The 17,141-nt window shown below is 66.0% G+C and carries 14 protein-coding genes; 9 read left to right on the top strand and 5 right to left on the bottom strand.

Annotated features, from left to right (window positions below; translation table 11 throughout):
- Positions 1–231: 231 nt before the first annotated feature.
- Positions 232–1,548: an adenylosuccinate lyase gene (purB, locus tag Q0316_RS06965; RefSeq protein WP_298670810.1), complete on the bottom strand. Its 1,317-nt coding sequence runs from the start codon at positions 1,546–1,548 to the stop codon at positions 232–234.
- Positions 1,549–1,716: 168 nt separating this feature from the next.
- Between purB and Q0316_RS06960 the strand changes: the two genes are divergently transcribed.
- The gene (locus tag Q0316_RS06960) at positions 1,717–3,153 is read left to right on the top strand and encodes an NAD-dependent succinate-semialdehyde dehydrogenase (RefSeq protein ID WP_298670809.1); all 1,437 of its coding nucleotides are present in this window, start codon (positions 1,717–1,719) and stop codon (positions 3,151–3,153) included.
- Between the two features lie 170 nt (positions 3,154–3,323).
- Here Q0316_RS06960 and Q0316_RS06955 read toward each other — a convergent pair whose 3' ends face one another.
- A complete protein-coding gene (locus Q0316_RS06955; RefSeq protein WP_298670808.1) occupies positions 3,324–4,475 on the bottom strand; it encodes an acyl-CoA dehydrogenase family protein in 1,152 nt (383 codons plus the stop codon).
- The gene (locus tag Q0316_RS06950) at positions 4,472–5,449 is read right to left on the bottom strand and encodes an acyl-CoA dehydrogenase (protein WP_298670807.1); all 978 of its coding nucleotides are present in this window, start codon (positions 5,447–5,449) and stop codon (positions 4,472–4,474) included. Before Q0316_RS06950 ends, Q0316_RS06955 begins: the two co-directional genes overlap by 4 nt.
- Before the next feature lie 78 nt (positions 5,450–5,527).
- Here Q0316_RS06950 and Q0316_RS06945 point away from each other — a divergent pair, with 78 nt between their 5' ends.
- From Q0316_RS06945 to Q0316_RS06925, 5 genes are all read left to right on the top strand, one after another.
- Complete coding sequence (locus Q0316_RS06945) at positions 5,528–6,313, top strand: metallophosphoesterase (RefSeq protein ID WP_298670806.1); 786 nt, start codon at positions 5,528–5,530, stop codon at positions 6,311–6,313.
- A gap of 44 nt (positions 6,314–6,357) precedes the next feature.
- Positions 6,358–7,287: a bifunctional riboflavin kinase/FAD synthetase gene (locus tag Q0316_RS06940; RefSeq protein ID WP_298670805.1), complete on the top strand. Its 930-nt coding sequence runs from the start codon at positions 6,358–6,360 to the stop codon at positions 7,285–7,287.
- 229 nt (positions 7,288–7,516) lie between these two features.
- Positions 7,517–10,390, top strand: a complete 2,874-nt coding sequence (gene ileS / locus Q0316_RS06935) for an isoleucine--tRNA ligase (protein WP_298670804.1) — start codon at positions 7,517–7,519, stop codon at positions 10,388–10,390.
- The gene (lspA, locus tag Q0316_RS06930; protein ID WP_298670803.1) at positions 10,390–10,893 is read left to right on the top strand and encodes a signal peptidase II; all 504 of its coding nucleotides are present in this window, start codon (positions 10,390–10,392) and stop codon (positions 10,891–10,893) included. Before ileS ends, lspA begins: the two co-directional genes overlap by 1 nt.
- Positions 10,893–11,312 carry a DUF3035 domain-containing protein gene (locus Q0316_RS06925; RefSeq protein WP_298670802.1) on the top strand — a complete coding sequence of 140 codons (420 nt, stop codon included), beginning with the start codon at positions 10,893–10,895 and terminating at the stop codon, positions 11,310–11,312. Before lspA ends, Q0316_RS06925 begins: the two co-directional genes overlap by 1 nt.
- A 53-nt stretch (positions 11,313–11,365) precedes the next feature.
- On the opposite strand, the gene metC is transcribed toward Q0316_RS06925, so the two are convergent.
- Together metC and Q0316_RS06915 are read right to left on the bottom strand one after the other, a co-directional pair.
- Positions 11,366–12,601: a cystathionine beta-lyase gene (gene metC, locus Q0316_RS06920; RefSeq protein WP_298670801.1), complete on the bottom strand. Its 1,236-nt coding sequence runs from the start codon at positions 12,599–12,601 to the stop codon at positions 11,366–11,368.
- Positions 12,559–13,395: a sulfurtransferase gene (locus Q0316_RS06915; RefSeq protein ID WP_298670800.1), complete on the bottom strand. Its 837-nt coding sequence runs from the start codon at positions 13,393–13,395 to the stop codon at positions 12,559–12,561. The genes metC and Q0316_RS06915 overlap by 43 nt, the downstream gene beginning before the upstream one ends.
- A 103-nt stretch (positions 13,396–13,498) precedes the next feature.
- Here Q0316_RS06915 and Q0316_RS06910 point away from each other — a divergent pair, with 103 nt between their 5' ends.
- The 3 genes from Q0316_RS06910 to Q0316_RS06900 all read left to right on the top strand — a co-directional run bounded on the left by Q0316_RS06910 (position 13,499) and on the right by Q0316_RS06900 (position 17,123).
- Positions 13,499–14,185 (top strand): pentapeptide repeat-containing protein, encoded by a 687-nt coding sequence (locus tag Q0316_RS06910; protein WP_298670910.1) that lies wholly within the window; start codon positions 13,499–13,501, stop codon positions 14,183–14,185.
- 100 nt (positions 14,186–14,285) lie between these two features.
- Complete coding sequence (queF, locus tag Q0316_RS06905; RefSeq protein WP_298670799.1) at positions 14,286–14,729, top strand: preQ(1) synthase; 444 nt, start codon at positions 14,286–14,288, stop codon at positions 14,727–14,729.
- 147 nt (positions 14,730–14,876) lie between these two features.
- Positions 14,877–17,123, top strand: coding sequence for a glycosyltransferase family 4 protein (locus Q0316_RS06900; protein ID WP_298670798.1), 2,247 nt, complete (start codon positions 14,877–14,879; stop codon positions 17,121–17,123).
- Positions 17,124–17,141 lie beyond the last annotated feature (18 nt).

Below are 17,141 nucleotides of genomic sequence, written 5' to 3'. Positions count from 1 at the left end.
CCCGGCCAGTCCGCCCCTTGGGTGAAGGGGCGGTGGCGGGTGCGTCAGAACGCGGCCGAAACCACGCCGACCACCAGCGCCTGGGCCGCGATCACCAGCGCGAAGCTGGCCGCGGATTCGAACATGCGCATTTCATGGTCTCCATGCCGGGAAGTCCGGCATAGCTCATGTGGGGATCATTATGCTGCATTGCAACATAAGACAATGCAGCCCTGGCTGCACTTTATGCAATCATGCCGCGCCGAATACCCGCTCGAAGATCGTATCGACGTGCTTCAGGTGATAGCCGAGATCGAAACGGGCGTCGATTTCCGCCGGCGACAGGGCGGCAGTGACCTCCGCATCGCCCTTGAGCAACTCGGCCAGCGACAGCGTGCCATCGGATTCCCACACCTTCATCGCGTTGCGCTGCACAAGACGATAGGAATCCTCGCGGCTCACCCCCGCCTGCGTGAGCGCCAGCAGCACGCGCTGCGAATGGACGAGCCCGCCCATCCGATCGAGATTCTTCTGCATCCGATCGGGATAGACCAGCAATTTGTCGATCACCCCGGTCAGCCGCGCGAGCGCGAAATCGAGCGTGATCGTGGCATCCGGGCCGATATAGCGTTCGACCGACGAATGGCTGATGTCGCGCTCGTGCCACAGCGCCACATTCTCCAGCGCCGGGGTGACATAGCCGCGCACCATGCGGGCAAGGCCGGTAAGGTTCTCGGTCAGCACCGGGTTGCGCTTGTGCGGCATCGCCGAGGAGCCTTTCTGGCCCGGCGAGAAATATTCCTCCGCCTCCAGCACTTCGGTGCGCTGAAGATGCCGAACCTCGACCGCCAGCCGCTCGATCGAGCTGGCGATCACGCCAAGCGTCGCGAAGAACATCGCGTGGCGATCGCGCGGGATCACCTGCGTCGATACCGGCTCGACAGACAGGCCCAGCTTCGCCGCGACATGCGCCTCCACCGCGGGCTCGATATTGGCGAACGTGCCGACCGCGCCGGAAATCGCGCAGGTGGCGATATCGGCGCGCGCGAAGGCGAGGCGATCGCGGTTGCGGCTGAATTCGGCATAAGCCTCGGCGAGCTTCAGGCCGAAGGTGACCGGCTCGGCGTGGATGCCGTGGCTGCGCCCGATCGTCGGCGTCATCTTGTGCTCGTAGGCGCGGCGCTTGAGCACGGCGAGCAGCGCATCGAGATCGGCGAGCAGGATATCCGCCGCGCGGGTCATCTGCACGGCAAGGCAGGTGTCGAGCACGTCCGAACTGGTCATGCCCTGGTGCATGAAGCGCGCCTCATCGCCGACATGCTCGGCAACCCAGGTGAGGAAGGCGATCACGTCATGCTTGGTCACCGCCTCGATCGCGTCGATCGCGGGCACGTCGATCGCGGGCTTCGTATCCCACCAGCGCCACAATGCGGCGGCGGCATCCTTCGGCACCACGCCGAGATCGGCGAGCGCATCGGTGGCGTGCGCCTCGATCTCGAACCAGATGCTGTAGCGTGTCTCGGCCGACCAGATCGCGGTCATCTCCGGGCGGGAATAGCGCGGGATCATGTATCTTCCTCAAAGGTTGTGGCGGGGCGCCGGATTCGGGAGTTTGCCGCCGCCTAGCAGCGCGCGCCCGGCGCGCCAACCGCCGGGTCTTTTTATGCGCGGGGGTGGACACGGCGGGGACGGGATCGCATTTCCCGATCGAAACGAGCTTCAAGCAAGGTGACCAGCATGAGCCAGACCGACCGCCCCGCACGTGGACTGTATATTGCCGGCGAATGGCGCACCGGCGGCGGGCGCGAGGAACAGGATGTCCTCAACCCCGCGACCGGCGCGGTGATCGGCACGGTTCCCCATGCGTCGGCGGCGGATCTGGAGGAGGCGCTGGAGGTCGCGGCGCGCGGTTTCAGGATGTGGCGCGACACGCCGGGCGATCAGCGCGCCGCCGTATTGATGCGCACCGCCGCGCTGATCCGTGAGCGCGCCGACGAACTCGCCGCGATCGCGACGGAAGAACAGGGCAAGCCGCTGGTCGAGGCGCGCGGCGAGGCATTGGGCGCGGCTGGCATCCTCGATTTCCATGCCGGAGAAGCGACGCGCATCTATGGCCGCGTGCTGCCGCGCCCGGCCGGATCGCGCAGCCTTGTGCTGAAGCAGCCGGTCGGCCCGGTCGCCGCGTTTTGCGCGTGGAACTTTCCGTTGCTCAACGTGGTGCGCAAGATTTCCCCCGCGATCGCATCGGGTTGTTCGATAATCCTGAAGCCAAGCGAGGAAACGCCCGCCAGCGCGGCGGCGATCCTGCGCTGTTTCCAAGACGCGGGGCTGCCGGGGGAGGTGGCGCAGATCGTGTTCGGCGTGCCCGATGACGTGTCGCGAACGCTGCTCGCTTCGCCGGTGACGCGGAAACTGAGCTTCACCGGATCGGTGCCGGTCGGCAAGCATCTGATGCGGCTCGCCGCCGATACGGTGATGAAGATGACGATGGAACTGGGCGGCCACGCGCCGGTCCTCGTGTTCGACGATTGCGACCTCGAAAAGACGCTCGACATGCTGGTGGCGCATAAATTCCGTAATGCCGGCCAGGTTTGCGTCGCGCCGACGCGCTTCCACGTGCAGGACGGCATTTATGATCGCTTTGTCGCGGGGTTCGCCGAGCGCACCCGCGCCCTGCCGGTCGGCGACGGCAGCGTCGCGGGGAACAGGATGGGGCCGCTCGCCAATCCGCGCCGCCCGGCCGCGCTCGACGAGATGATCGCCAATGCGCGGGAGATCGGCGCGCGGGTGCTGGTGGGCGGCGAACGCGGGGAGGGGGACGGCTTCTTCTACCGCCCGACCGTGCTGGCGGACGTGCCGCTTGAGGCGAAGGCGATGAACGACGAGCCGTTCGGGCCGGTCGCGCTGATGCGCCGCTTTGGCACGCTGGACGAGGCGATCGAACAGGCTAACCGCCTACCTTACGGCCTTGCTTCCTATTGCTTCACCGAAAACGGCCGGCGTCAGGCGATCCTTGGCGACGCGATCGAATCCGGGATGGTGTGCATCAACAATGTCCGCGCGTCATGGCCCGATTCGCCGTTCGGCGGGATCAAGGATTCGGGCTTCGGCTCGGAGGACGGCCCCGAAGGGATCGAGGCGCATATGATTACCAAGACCGTGCATATCAGTTAGGACCGCTTGACATTCAGCCCATGCCGGCCTGCAAATGACGGTTCCCCGCGCTTTTCGGTGCTCACGTACCTTTAGTACGCTGCGCTTGCGGGTCACGAGAAACCACCATTTTCGGCTCGACCTGACCTGAATGTCGAGCGATCCTAGGGCCGATCCGTGCGGGCTGGGGGTCAGCGCACCCCCAGCCCGCGCGCGATGATGCCGCGCAATATCTCCCGCGTGCCGCCGCGCAGCGAGAAGCTGGGCGCGTTGAGCATCGTATGCGCCAGCACCGCGACGAAATCGCTGGTGGAGGCGCGATCCGGCTCGGCATCGACCAGGGATCGGGCGATTTCGGGCATGTCCTGTTCGAACGTCGCGCCCAGATCCTTGACGATCGCGGCGTGGATCGCCGGGTTCTCACCCGCCTCCAGCAGCGCCGCGACCCCGCGCGACAGGCGGCGCAGCACGACAAGATGCGCGGTCAGCCGCCCGAGCGCGAGCCGCGCCGCGTCTCCGGGCGCGTCCGCCAGCACGCCGATCAGTTCGAGCAGCAATTGCATCGAGGACAGGAACCGTTCCGGCCCGCTGCGCTCGAAGGCGAGTTCGCTCATCACCTGATTCCACCCATTGCCCTCCGCCCCGATCAGCGCGGAGGCGGGAAGGAAGGCGTCCTCGAAATGCACCTCGTTGAAATGATGCTGCCCGGCGAGGTCGATGATCGGGCGGATCGTTATCCCTTCGACGGCATGGAGATCGACGAGCAACTGGCTGGTGCCGGCCTGCCGATCGGCGGAGGAGCCGCTCGTGCGGCAGAACAGGATCATGTAGTCCGCATGGTGCGCGCCGGTGGTCCACAGCTTCGTGCCGGTCACCCGCCAGCCGCCATCAACGGGCACCGCGCGCGTGCGCGTCGCGGCGAGATCGGAGCCGGAATCCGGCTCGCTCATCCCGATGCAGAACACCGTTTCGCCCGCCGCGATCCCCGGCAGGATCGTCGCTTTCTGCTCCTCGGTGCCGAATTTGAGCAGCGAAGGCCCGCTCTGCCGGTCGGCGATCCAATGCGCGGCGACCGGCGCCCCGGCGGCGAGCGTTTCTTCCACCACAACATAACGCTCGAACGCGCTGCGCTCATGCCCGCCATAACGCTTCGGCCATGTCATGCCGAGCCAACCCTTCGCGCCCATCGCGCGGCTGAAATCGCGATCGAAGCCGTTCCAGCTTTCCGCGCGCGACACCGGCGGGCGCTTCGCCAGTTCGTCGGCGAGGAAGGCGCGTACCTCGCCACGCAATTCCTCGGCGGCGGGCGAATGGGGCGGGGTGGGGAAACGGAATCCGGTCATGCCGCCGTCACCATCGGCCAATAGCCGTCGCGGCCCGCGCTGAGCGCGCGATCGCCGAGCTGGCCTGCCCAATATACCGCGCCGCCAAATTCGCCGCGCCACGCCCACAGGCTGGTGGTGAACAGATGCAGCCGGTGCTCGGCGGTGAACCCGATCGCGCCGTGAAGCTGGTGCGCGATGCCGTTGGCGCGGCCGACCGCCTCGCCGATCCGCACGCGCGCCACCGCGATCGCGAAGCGCGCCTTTGCCGGATCATCGACGAAGGCGTCCGCCGCGAGGTCCGCCGCGGCGGACGCTGCCGCGACCTCTCCGGCGAGTTTCGCCAGTTCCTGCTGAATCGCCTGGAATTTCGCGAGCGGGCGCCCGAACTGCACCCGCTCGGAAACATGCGTGACGGTCAATTCCAATAGTCGTTCGAGCGCGCCCGCGCATTGCAGCGCGCGAACCAGCGCACCGCGCTCGATCAGCCGCCCCGCAATCGGCGTGGCGTCATTCGTCTTCGGGAAATGCATCGCGTCGCGCGGCAGGCCGGCGAGGTTGTGCCCCTCGCGCTCCACCACCGCGCCGCCGTCGATCCTGACGACGCCGCCGGGGGCCTCGACCACGAACGTGCGGCAATGCCGCCCCCAGGCGATTCGTGCCGCGCCGTCCATCGGCACCAGCGCCGCCGCGCCGTCGGCGAGCGGCAGGCCAGCTTCGGCCAGCGTGGCATTGGCGAGCATCGTCTCGCCCAGCGGCAATGGTATCGCGTGGCGCCCGAGCAGCCGGATAAGCTCCAGCGCGTCACGCGGATCGAGCCCGAATCCGCCCGCATTTTCCGGCACCAGCGCCAGCGGCACGCCCTGTTCCTCCAGCGCATGCCACAGTTCGCCGGCCCATTCGCCCGCGCGCGCGGCGTGCATCGTTCCTTCGTCGAGCCGGGCGTCGAGCAATCGCTCGATCGTGTCGGCAAGGATCGTCGCGATCTCGCTCACTGCCTCTCCATCGCATTGTTGCTATCGTTCCAAACGGGTCTAAGCCGTTTCGATTACGACGCAACAGAAGGAGCGCGCGTGCCGACCAGGCTGTTTCACGTCAGCGATATCCATTTCGGCGCCGAAGACCCCGCGGCGCTCGCTTGGTTTGCCGAGCGCGTGGCGGCGGAAAAGCCCGATGCCGTCATCATGACGGGCGATCTGACGATGCGCGCGCGCCCGAGCGAATTCGATGCCGGCGGGCGCTGGCTGCGCGCGCTCGGTGTGCCGGTGACGCTGGAGGTGGGGAACCATGATATCCCTTATTACTGGGATCCGGTCCGCCGGCTGGTGGCGCCCTATCGCCGTTACGGCGTGGCGGAAAAATTGATTGAGCAACCGCTGGAAATCCCTGGCGTCTCGATCATTCCGCTCAAGACCACCGCGCGGGCGCAACTCCGCTGGAACTGGTCGAAGGGCAATGTGAGTCGCGACGCGCTGGATCGCGCGCTGGCGCTGATCGCGGATGCACCGAAGGGCAATCTGATCTTCGTCGCGGGGCATCATCCGCTGATCGAGGGGCCTACCACCGGATCGGGGCGGACACGAAATGGGATGCGCGCGCTGGCCGCGCTGGCGGCGGCGGGCGCCCATGCGGTGTTATCGGGCCATGTCCATGATCCGTTCGACATTCCCTATGACCGCGATGGCTGGCGTGTGCGGCTGATCGGGGCGGGCACCTTGTCGAAGCGGTTGCGGCAAACCCCGCCGAGCTTCAACGAGATAAGGATCGCGGGCGATCGCTTCGAAACATTGGTGCGCACGCTTTCGCCGCGTCCCGCCATGCCGATCAGCGCGGCGACCGATGCGGGGGCCACGCGCTGACTCCGCCATTGCGGTCAGGTTGGCCGGCCCCTAAGGCGGCGCGCATGGAGCGGCTGGACGGCGGCTCGGCGATCCCGCCGCACCTTGCAGGCGGCATCGTCGCGCTCGGCAATTTCGACGGATTCCACCTGGGGCACCAGGCTGTGATCGGTCGCGCCGTGGATCAGGCGCGGGCGGAAGGCCGCCCGGCGCTCGTCGCCACCTTCGATCCGCATCCCGTGCGCCATTTCCGCCCCGATGCCCCGCCGTTCCGCCTCACCACGCTCGATCAGCGCGAGCGGCTGTTCGCAGACGCGGGCGCGGACGGGATGATCGTGTTCCACTTCGACGGCGAACTGGCCGCGCTCTCCGCTGAGGAGTTCGTTCGCGATCGGCTCGTCGGGCTGTTGCGCGTTGGCGGAGTCGTGACGGGCGAGGATTTCACCTTCGGCCATAACAAGGGCGGCAACGCCATCGCGATGGCCGAATTCGGCGCGCGTTACGGCTTTTCCGACGCGACGGTTGGCGCGGTGCTGCTTGATGGCGCGCCGGTCTCCTCAAGCCGGATCCGCGATGCGCTTCACGCCGGCAACCCGCGCGAGGCGGCGCGGCTGCTCACCCGGCCCTGGGCGATCGAGGGTCGCGTGCAGCACGGCGACAAACTGGGGCGCGAGATCGGCTTCCCCACCGCCAACATCGACATGGGCAATTATCTGCGCCCAGCTTACGGCATCTACGCGGTGCGCGGGCGGCTGCCCGATGGCAGGGTGGTGAACGGCGCGGCGAATCTCGGCATCCGGCCGAGCTTCGATCCGCCCAAGGAATTGCTCGAACCATATTTTTTCGATTTTCACGGCGATCTCTACGATCAGCGGATCGAGGTCGAACTGGTCGACTATCTGCGCGCCGAAGCGAAGTTCGAGACGCTGGAGGGGCTGGTGGCGCAGATCGCGGCGGATTGCGACCGCGCGCGCGCGCTTTTGGTGCGTGGTTGATAACACACAGGCGCAGGTGTTGAGGTGCCTTGGGCCTGAAACACTCGTCTTGCATTCGTCATTCCCGCGAAGGCGGGAATCCATATGCGCTGCGACTACGGCTCCATTGCCAGCGCCAGCCAGAATGGATTCCCGCCTTCGCGGGAATGACGGTGCTTCAAGCTATGTCACCGCTCATGCACATGGGGCATGACGTGGCCTTATTCCCGCGCTAATGCCGCGCGCACTCATGGCTGACGCATCCGACACTCCGAAGCGCGACTGGCGCGACACCGTCTTCCTGCCGAAGACTGATTTCCCGATGAAGGCCGGGCTGCCCCAGAAGGAGCCCGCTATTCTCGAACGCTGGCAGAAGCTGGGCCTGTACCGGCGGTTGCGCGAGCAGCGCACGGGGCGCGAGAAGTTCATCCTCCACGATGGCCCGCCTTATGCCAATGGCGATATGCACATCGGCCATGCGCTCAACCATATCCTGAAGGACATGGTGGTGCGCACTCAGACCTTGCTGGGCAAGGACGCGCCATACGTTCCCGGCTGGGATTGCCACGGCCTGCCGATCGAATGGAAGGTCGAGGAGGAATACAGGAAGAAGAAGCGCAACAAGGATGAGGTGCCGCCGCGCGAGTTCCGTGCCGAATGCCGCGCCTATGCCCAGCATTGGGTGGATACCCAGCGCGAGCAATTGAAGCGGTTGGGCATCAATGGGGATTGGGATAAACCCTATCTGACGATGGACTTCGCCGCCGAAGCCACCATCGTTTCCGAACTGATGAAGTTCGCCGAATCCGGCCAGCTCTATCGCGGTGCGAAGCCGGTGATGTGGTCTCCAGTGGAAAAGACCGCCTTGGCCGAGGCCGAGGTGGAATATGAGGACATCACCTCCACCCAGATCGACGTGGCGTTCGAGATCGTCGAGGCGCCGGGCGCGCCGGAACTGATCGGCGCGCACGCGGTGATCTGGACGACGACGCCATGGACGATCCCGGTCAACCAGGCGTTGGCTTATGGGGAGGATGTTCTCTACCATCATTATCGCGCGCATGATGGTCGCCGCTTCATCGTGGCGAACGAGCTTCTCGAAAAGTTTTTCGAGCGCACCGGGCTCGGGCCGCTCGCGAACCGGGGGCCGGGCGATCCCGACGCTGATCTTTCCGAATATGCGCTGGGCGAAATCACCGGCTCTCAACTCGCCGGCGCCGTCGCGCGCCATCCGATGCACCACCTCGGCGGCTTCTTCGCGAAACCGCGCCCGTTCCTCGCGGGCGATTTCGTCACCACAGACGCGGGCACCGGGCTCGTCCATATGGCGCCCGATCACGGCGAGGACGATTTCAACCTGTGCAAGGCGAACCATATCGAGCCGGTATTCGCGGTCGATGCCGGTGGCATGTATCGCGAGGATTGGGCGTGGCTCGGCGGGCAGGGCAGCGTCATCAACAAGAAGTTCGTCGCCGCCGATGGCCCGATTTGCACGGACCTGCGGGCAGCGGGGGCGCTGCTCGCGGCGTCGGATGATTTCACCCACAGCTATCCGCATTCGTGGCGTTCCAAGGCGAAGGTGATCTTCCGCTGCACGCCGCAATGGTTCATCCCGGTCGACAAGAAGATCGACCGTCAGATGGCGCTCTGCGCGACCGAGGCGGAAATCCGCGCCGAACAGGGCGACGGCGAAACGCTGCGCGAAACCGCGATGGCCGCGATCGCCGCCACGCGCTTCGTGCCGGAGAAGGGCCGCAACCGCATCGGCGCGATGGTGGAGGGGCGGCCCGATTGGGTGATCTCGCGCCAGCGCGCCTGGGGCGTACCGATCGCGCTGTTCGTCAACCGCAAGACCGGGCAATATCTGTGCGATCCGGCGGTAAACGCGCGGATCGTCGAGGCTTTCCGCGCCGAGGGCGTCGATGCGTGGAGCGATGAGGCGGCCCCCGCGCTGCTCGGCCCGGATCATGATGTGGCCGATTACGAGCGCGTCACCGACATTCTCGACGTGTGGTTCGATTCGGGCTGCACCCATTCCTTCGTGCTGGAAAGCGGGCGCTGGCCGGAACTTCGCTGGCCGGCGGACCTCTATCTTGAGGGGTCTGACCAGCATCGCGGGTGGTTCCAGTCGTCATTGCTGGAAAGCTGCGGCACGCGCGGGCGGGCGCCTTACGATACCGTGCTGACCCACGGCTTCACGATGGACGCCAAGGGCATGAAAATGTCCAAGTCGCTCGGCAACACGGTTAATCCGCTCGATCTGATGAAGGAATATGGCGCGGATATCCTGCGGCTGTGGGCGCTGTCGGTGGATTTCACCGAGGATCACCGCATCGGCAAGGAAATCCTCGCGGGCGTGGCGGATCAATATCGCAAGCTTAGGAACACCTTCCGCTACCTGCTCGGCGCGCTCGATGGTTTTGAGGAGGCGGAGCGGCTGCCGGTGGCCGAATGGCCGGAACTGGAGCGTTATATGCTCCATCTCGTCCATGCGCTCGACAAGCAGCTTCGCCAGGCGATCGCGGACTTCAACTTCAACGGCTATGTTCGCCTGTTGAGCGATTTCGCGAACGAGGATCTGTCCGCCTTCTTCTTCGATATCCGCAAGGATTCGCTTTATTGCGACGCGTCGACCGATACGAAGCGCCGCGCCTATCGCACGATGTTGGACGTGCTGTTCCACGCGCTCGTCCGCTGGGCCGCGCCGGTGCTGACCTTCACCGCCGAAGAAGTGTGGCAGACGCGCTTCCCGAGCGAGGACGGATCGGTGCATTTCCTCGACTGGCCGGAGCTTCCGGCGGAAACGGGCGAGGATTTGAGCCAGCGCTGGCTAGAGGTGCGTGCGCTGCGCGTCCGCGTGACCGAGGGGATCGAGCCGCTGCGCCGCGAGAAGATCGTGCGCTCCAGTCTTGAAGCCGATGTAACGGTGCCGGAAATGCCGCTCGATGCGGCGGCGCTGGCCGAGGCGTTCATCGTCGCCAGGGTTCTTCCCGGCGACGAACTGGGCGTGACGCGCACGGACTATCACAAATGCGGTCGCTGCTGGCGGCTGCTTCCCGAGGTGGCGGAGGATGACGGCCTGTGCGGGCGCTGCGCCGGGGTGGTTGGCGAGGTGGCGGCATGATGCGGGCGCTTCCGCGGGCCGGGTTGATGAGCGCGGCATTGCTGTTCGTGCTCGATCAGTTGGTGAAGTGGATCGTCACCGGGCCGCTCGGCATCGACTATATCGGCGCGGTGCGTGAAATCGCGCCGATCTTCGATCTGCGCTTCGTGCAGAATATCGGTGTCAGCCTCGGCATGTTGCGCGCGGAAAGCGAGATGGGGCGCTGGCTGCTGGTGGTGATGACCGGGGCGATCGCCACGGGCGTGCTGATCTGGATGTGGCGCGAGAAGAACCGCGCCGATCAGATCGCGCTCGGGCTGGTGCTGGGCGGCGCGATCGGCAACATCGTCGATCGCGTGCGGTTCGGTTACGTGGTCGATTTCGCCGATCTGCATTTCGGCGAATGGCGCCCGTTTTTGGTCTTCAATGTCGCCGACGCGGCGATTACGATCGGTGTGCTTATATTGCTGGTGCGCGCGCTCCTGATGCGCGACAAGCCCGGCAAGCCTGTGGAGAATCAATAATGCGTAAGATCGTTGTCGCCGGAGCCGGCATCGCCGCGCTCGCCCTGCTCGCAGGATGCGGCAAGCGTGGCTACGATCGGGCGCGGCCCGACGAATTCGCCGTCGCGCGCCAGCCGGCGCTGGTGATCCCGCCCGATTTCGCGCTGGTGCCCCCCACGCCGGGCGCGGCGCGGGTTCAGGCGAACAGCGCCTCGCAGACGCAGACGTTGGAGGCGCTGTTCGGCACCGCGCCGCGCGATCCCGCGGAAGCCGCGACGATCAGCCAGGCCGGCGGCACCGCCGATGCGGGCATCCGTTCATCGGTCGGCGATCCCAAAACCAATGTCGTCGACAAGGGGCAGACCACGCGCGATATCATCGCCGCGCCGCAGGGCGATGGACAGGATGCCCGCGCCGCGACGCCGGGGACGCCGAAGTAAACGCGGGATCGTTCCTCCGTTCGCCCCGCCCGTATCGCGGGGTGAATGGGCGTTCAGGCCAACGCGGCGCGGAACCGTGCCAGCCCGCGCTCCAGATCGGCGATCAGATCGCCCACATCCTCCAGCCCGATCTGTAGCCGCACGAGCGGGCCGGCGAAATCGGGCACGGTCGCGGTGCGATATTTCGCGGGATCGACGGGCAAGGCGAGGCTTTCGTAGCCGCCCCAGGAATAACCGATCCCGAAATGATCGAGGCCGTCGATCAGCGCGGCGCGCTCCTTCTCTCCGCCGCCGTTGAGGACGAACGAGAAAAGCCCGCTGGCGCCAGTGAAATCGCGCGCGAATATCTCATGGCCGGAGCAGGAGGAGAGCGCGGGGTGGAGCACTTGCGCCACCTCCGGTCGGGTTTCCAGCCAGCGCGCGATGGCGAGCGCGCTTTCCTGATGCCGCTCCAGCCGGAGCTTCATCGTCCTGAGGCCGCGGCTGCCCAGCCACGAATCATCCGGGCTGGCGATCTGCCCGAGCTGGAAACTGGTATCGCGCAATCTGGCGAATCGTCCCTGCGCCGCCGTCACCGATCCCAGCATCACATCCGAATGGCCGACGACATATTTGGTGCAGGCGAGGATCGTATAATCCACCCCGCGCTCGATCGCGCGAAAGTGCAGCGGCGTCGCCCAGGTATTGTCGAGCAGGGTCACCACGCCGCGCGCCTTCGCCGCCGCGACGATCGCGGGCACGTCCTGCACCTCGAACGTCAGGCTGCCGGGGCTTTCCATGAAGATCGCGCGCGTGGTGGGGCCGATCAGCGCGGCGATATCGCCGCCGATCAGCGGATCATAGAAGCGCGTCGCGATCCCCATCCGCGCGAGCAGCCCCGTCGCCATCGAGCGCGTCGGGTCATAAGCCGAATCCGGCACCAGCAATTCGTCGCCGGGTGCGAGCACGCTGAGCAGGGCAGCGGCGATCGCGGCGACGCCCGAGGGGTAGAGAAAGGTCGCCTCGGCCCCCGGCTCCAGCGAGGTCAGCGCATCGGCGAGGCTCCACTGCGTCGGCGTGCCGCGCCGGCCATAGAACAGCCGGTGATGGGTGTCGCCATGCGCGGTCGCGCGCAGGTGCGCCACATCGTCATAAAGGATGGTCGAGGCGCGCCACACCGGCGCATTGACCACGCCCCCGGTCCATTCCTTGCGCCGCCCGGCGGAGACGACACGGGTGGCATCGGCGATATCGTCGTGATCGCCGCTCACCGCCCGGTTTCCTTTGGCGCATCGGGCGTGCCGCCCCATTCGGCCCAGCTTCCGTCATAGACCGCCGCGTCATGCCCCAGCAGATGCGCGGCGAAGGCGATGATCGAGGCGGTGACGCCCGAGCCGCAAGTCGCGACCACCGGGCGATCGAGGTCGATGCCATTGTCGGCGAACACGGCGGCGAGGCGCTCGCGCGGCAGCCAGGTGCCGTCCGCGTTGAAGAACCGGCCATATGGGATGTTGATCGCGCCAGGAATGTGGCCGGGCACGACGCCGGGGCGCGGTTCCGGTTCCTCGCCGGCGAAGCGCGCGGGCGAACGCGCGTCCACCACTTGCTCGGTTCGGCTGGAGAGGTTGGCGCGCATTTCCGCGATATCGCGCACGCCCATGCCGCGCGCGCGTGGCGTCATATGCCGGGTGCGCGGTTGTGTCTCGTCATCGCTGAGCGCGCGACCCTCCGCGCGCCATTTCGCCAGACCGCCATCGAGGATCGCCACATCCGGCACGCCGAAGCTGCGTAGCATCATCCAAGCGCGCGCGGCGGTGTGGTGCGGCGAATCGTCGTAGAGCACGATCCGCACGCCGTCGCCCAGGCCCAGTGCCGCCATCCGGCTGGCGAATTTCTCGGGCGGTGGCAGCATCATCGGCGCGGGATGATCGGTATCCGCAATCTCGGCGAGATCGAGGAACACCGCGCCGGGAATATGCCCCCCGCGATATTCCGCCGCCGCGTCCCGCCCGTCGCCGGGCAGGAACCACGAGCAGTCAGCAATGCGAAGATCGGAAACGCCAAGCGCGTCGGCGAGCCATTGGGTGGAAATGAGCGAGTCCATGGCCGCCTCTTACCGCCGTGGGCGGGTTTGTCGAAACCCCGCTGACCTCGATCACCGTAAGCACGTTGTGGATCGCGGCGCTCGCGACGGCTATCCGATGGCGATGGAAGATCTGTTTTCCGATCAGGCAATTCGCGGCCAGCGGCTTACGCGGGGAGGAGTAGAGTCCCTGCTCGGCGGCGCCCGACATCTGATAGATTGCGATCTGGAGGAGGCCGATCTCTCGCGGCTCGATCTGTCGCGATGGACGTTCGAGCGGTGCAACCTGCGGCGCGCCGATTGCGCGGAAACGATTCTGGAAGGGACGAACTGGCAATCCTGTCGCGGCGCGTTCGCCAGTTTCACCGGCGGCGACCTGAGCGACGCGACCTTCATCGCCAGCGATTTCAATAATTCCTCGTTCAAGCGGGCGACGCTCGAATCAGCGAAATTCGTCCGATGCAAGCTCACCGGCGCTGATCTTACCAGGGTGAAGGCGGTTGAAATCCATTTCGATGAAACCCTGCTGATTAACGCGAAGCTGCTGGAACATTCGTTCCGGGACGCGACGTTGAAGCGGATTGATTTCGCGCAAGCGGATCTGCGGAAGGCCGATTTTCGCCGGGTGCGGTTTGAGGAATGCAGCTTGCGCGAGGCGAGCCTGGAGGGCGCGCGCTTCGAAGGGGCGGACCTGCGCGGCGCCGATCTCGGAGGTGTGCGGCTGATCGACGCGGCGCTTTTTCGCGGGGCGACCATCTCTAGGGAGCAGGCTGGGCAGTTGCTGAGCGAACTGGGTATCAACGTTCGTTAGGGTCCAAACTCAATCAGCACGGCGGCGTAAAGCCGCTAATCCGCGCGTAGCCGCAGGCGAGGAGTGGCGCGCCGGGCGATCCGCGCCTATCTCTTGCCGCATGACACTTCATCTCGGCAAGGCCAGCACGCTTCCCGTCTCTCCGGAAGAAGCGGTGCTGGATTATGTTCCCAATCCGCGCCCGGGGCGCGTCTATGCGGTGCGCTTCGTCGCGCCGGAGTTCACTTCGCTCTGCCCGGTGACGGGGCAGCCCGATTTCGCGCATCTGGTGATCGACTATCTTCCCGGCGAAACGATCGTGGAATCGAAGTCGCTGAAGCTGTTCCTCGCCTCGTTCCGCAACCATGCGGCCTTTCACGAGGATTGCACCGTTGGTATCGGGGAGCGGCTGGCGACCGAGATGAAGCCGGTGTGGCTGCGCATCGGCGGCTATTGGTATCCGCGCGGCGGCATTCCGATCGACGTGTTCTGGCAGACCGGCGCGCCGCCGGCGGCGCTGTGGCTGCCCGATCAGGGCGTTCCACCGTATCGCGGGCGCGGCTGATCCCGATCGGCGCGGTTCGTCGGCGCCGCATCGCACAACCTCTGCAACCATCTTCCATCTTGCCGGTTAGGATAAGAGGCGGCGGAACAACGCCGCCATCCAGCACTAATCGCGAGTGAGGTGGCGGTGGAAAGGCGCGTTCAAAGCTTGGTCAATCACATTGCGCTGATCGGCAATTTCCTGCCGAGAAAGTGCGGTCTGGCGACGTACACCACCGATACTTATGCGGCGCTGCGCGATCGTTTCCCCGATCTTCGGGTGGATGTTTACGCGATGGACGATCATCCCGGACAATATGATTATCCGCCCGCGGTAACCGGCACGATCCCCGAGCAGGATCGCGCGGCCTATATCGAAACGGCGCGCCGGATCGAGCAATCGGGCGTGCAGGCGATCTGGCTTCAGCACGAATATGGCATTTTCGGCGGCGTGGCGGGCGAGCATATCCTGGCACTGCTCGATCGCACCACGCTGCCGCTGATCGTGACGCTCCACACCGTGCTCGAAAAGCCCGATGAGCATCAGCGCACGGTGATGGAAGGGCTGTTGCGCCGCGCCGCCCGCGTGATCGTGATGGTGGATCGCGGGCGGGAGATATTGCGCCGCGTTTACGGCGCCGATCCGCGCATCGTGGTGACGATCCCGCACGGTGTTCCCGATCGTGCGCTCGCCGATCCGGCGGTGTTCAAGCCGCGCTTCGGATGGGAAGGGCGCAAGGTGGTGCTCACCTTCGGCCTGCTCGCGCCCGGCAAGGGGATCGAAACGGTGATCGAGGCGATGCCACAGATTGTGGCCCAACATCCCGACGCGCTCTATGTCGTGCTCGGCGCGACGCATCCCAACCTCGTCGCGCATGAAGGCGAGAAATATCGCGATTCGCTGAAGGCGCTCGTCCGCGCGAAGGCTGTGGAGGAAAGCGTCAGCTTCATCGACGCCTTCGTCGAATATGACGAACTGATTGATTATCTTCAGGCGGCGGACCTTTATGTCACGCCCTATCTGAACCCGGCACAGATCACGAGCGGGACGCTCAGCTATGCGGTGGGGGTGGGCAAGGCGGTGATCTCCACGCCTTATGTCCACGCCACCGAGATACTGGCGGACGGCCATGGCGTGCTGGTCGATTTCCGCGATTCGGTCGCGTTCGGTCGCGAGATCAGTCGGCTGCTTGGCGATGACGAGGGCCGGGCGCGCCTTTCCGAGCGTGCCTATGCGCGCGGGCGGACGATGATCTGGCCGCGGCTGGCGGAGCGCGCGGTGGCGGAAATCGCCGCGATCATCTCCTCGCGGCCCGAACGGCTGGGAAAAAGCGGGCTGGGCGGCAAGCGGCTCGCGCCGGATATCAGCGCGGTCGAGCGGATGAGCGACCAGACGGGGATGTTCCAGCACGCGATCTATTCGGTGCCCGATCGCCGCCACGGCTATTGCATCGACGATAATGCCCGCGCGCTGATGCTGATGAGCGCGGTCGATGAACTGGCGCCTCCCGTGCGCGATCGCTGGATGACGATTTATGCCTCGTTCGTCCAATATGCGTGGAACCCGGACAGACGGCGCTTTCGCAACTTCATGAATTTCGACCGGACATGGTGCGAGGAAGAAGGGTCCGAGGATTCGAATGGCCGCGCGCTCTGGGCGCTGGGGGTCACCGCGCGCGATGCGCGTGAACGCAAGCATCGCGATTGGGCGAGCGCGCTGTTTGCGGATACGGCGAGCCTGGCCTTCGCGCTCGGCAGTCCGCGCGCGCAAGCTTTCGCGATGCTCGGCGCCGCCGCGATGCTGGAGGCATCACCCGGCAACCAGCTCGCCCGCGCGATCCTTGAGCGGTTTCCTGACGAGCATCTCGCGCTGCTCGATCGGGTGAAGCGGCCCGACTGGCAATGGTTCGAGATCGTCCTCGCCTATGATAACGCGCGGCTGCCGGAGGCGATGATCCGCGCGGGGCTGGCGCTTGGCCGCGACGATCTGATCGCCTGCGGCATCGAGACGCTCGAATGGATCGTCGCGATGCAGACCGGGCCGGGCGGCCATTTCCGCGCGATCGGCACCGAGAGCTTCGGGCGCGCCTATGCCGATCCGCTGCCGTTCGATCAGCAGCCGCTGGAAGCGCAGGCGACGATCGACGCCTGCTGCGCGGCTTATGATGCGACTCGGGATACGAAATGGATCGCGGAGGGCGAGCGCGCCTATCGCTGGTTCCTGGGCGGCAACGATCTCGATCTGCCGCTCGCCAGCGGGCCGGATGGCGGCTGTTTCGACGGGCTGATGCCCACCGGATTGAACCGGAATCAGGGTGCGGAGTCGATTCTTGCGCTGCAACTCGCGTCCTGCACCATTTCAAGGCTATCAAAATCGGGTGTTGCCGTGGCAGGTGAAGGACGCGCCGTCGCCTGACGGGCGGTGAGCGCATCG

The sequence above is a fragment of the uncultured Sphingomonas sp. genome (assembly GCF_937871615.1).
Taxonomy (GTDB): Bacteria; Pseudomonadota; Alphaproteobacteria; order Sphingomonadales; family Sphingomonadaceae; genus Sphingomonas.
The sequence above is the reverse complement of the archived record's forward strand: the minus strand, read 5'-3'. Positions and strand labels throughout refer to the sequence as shown.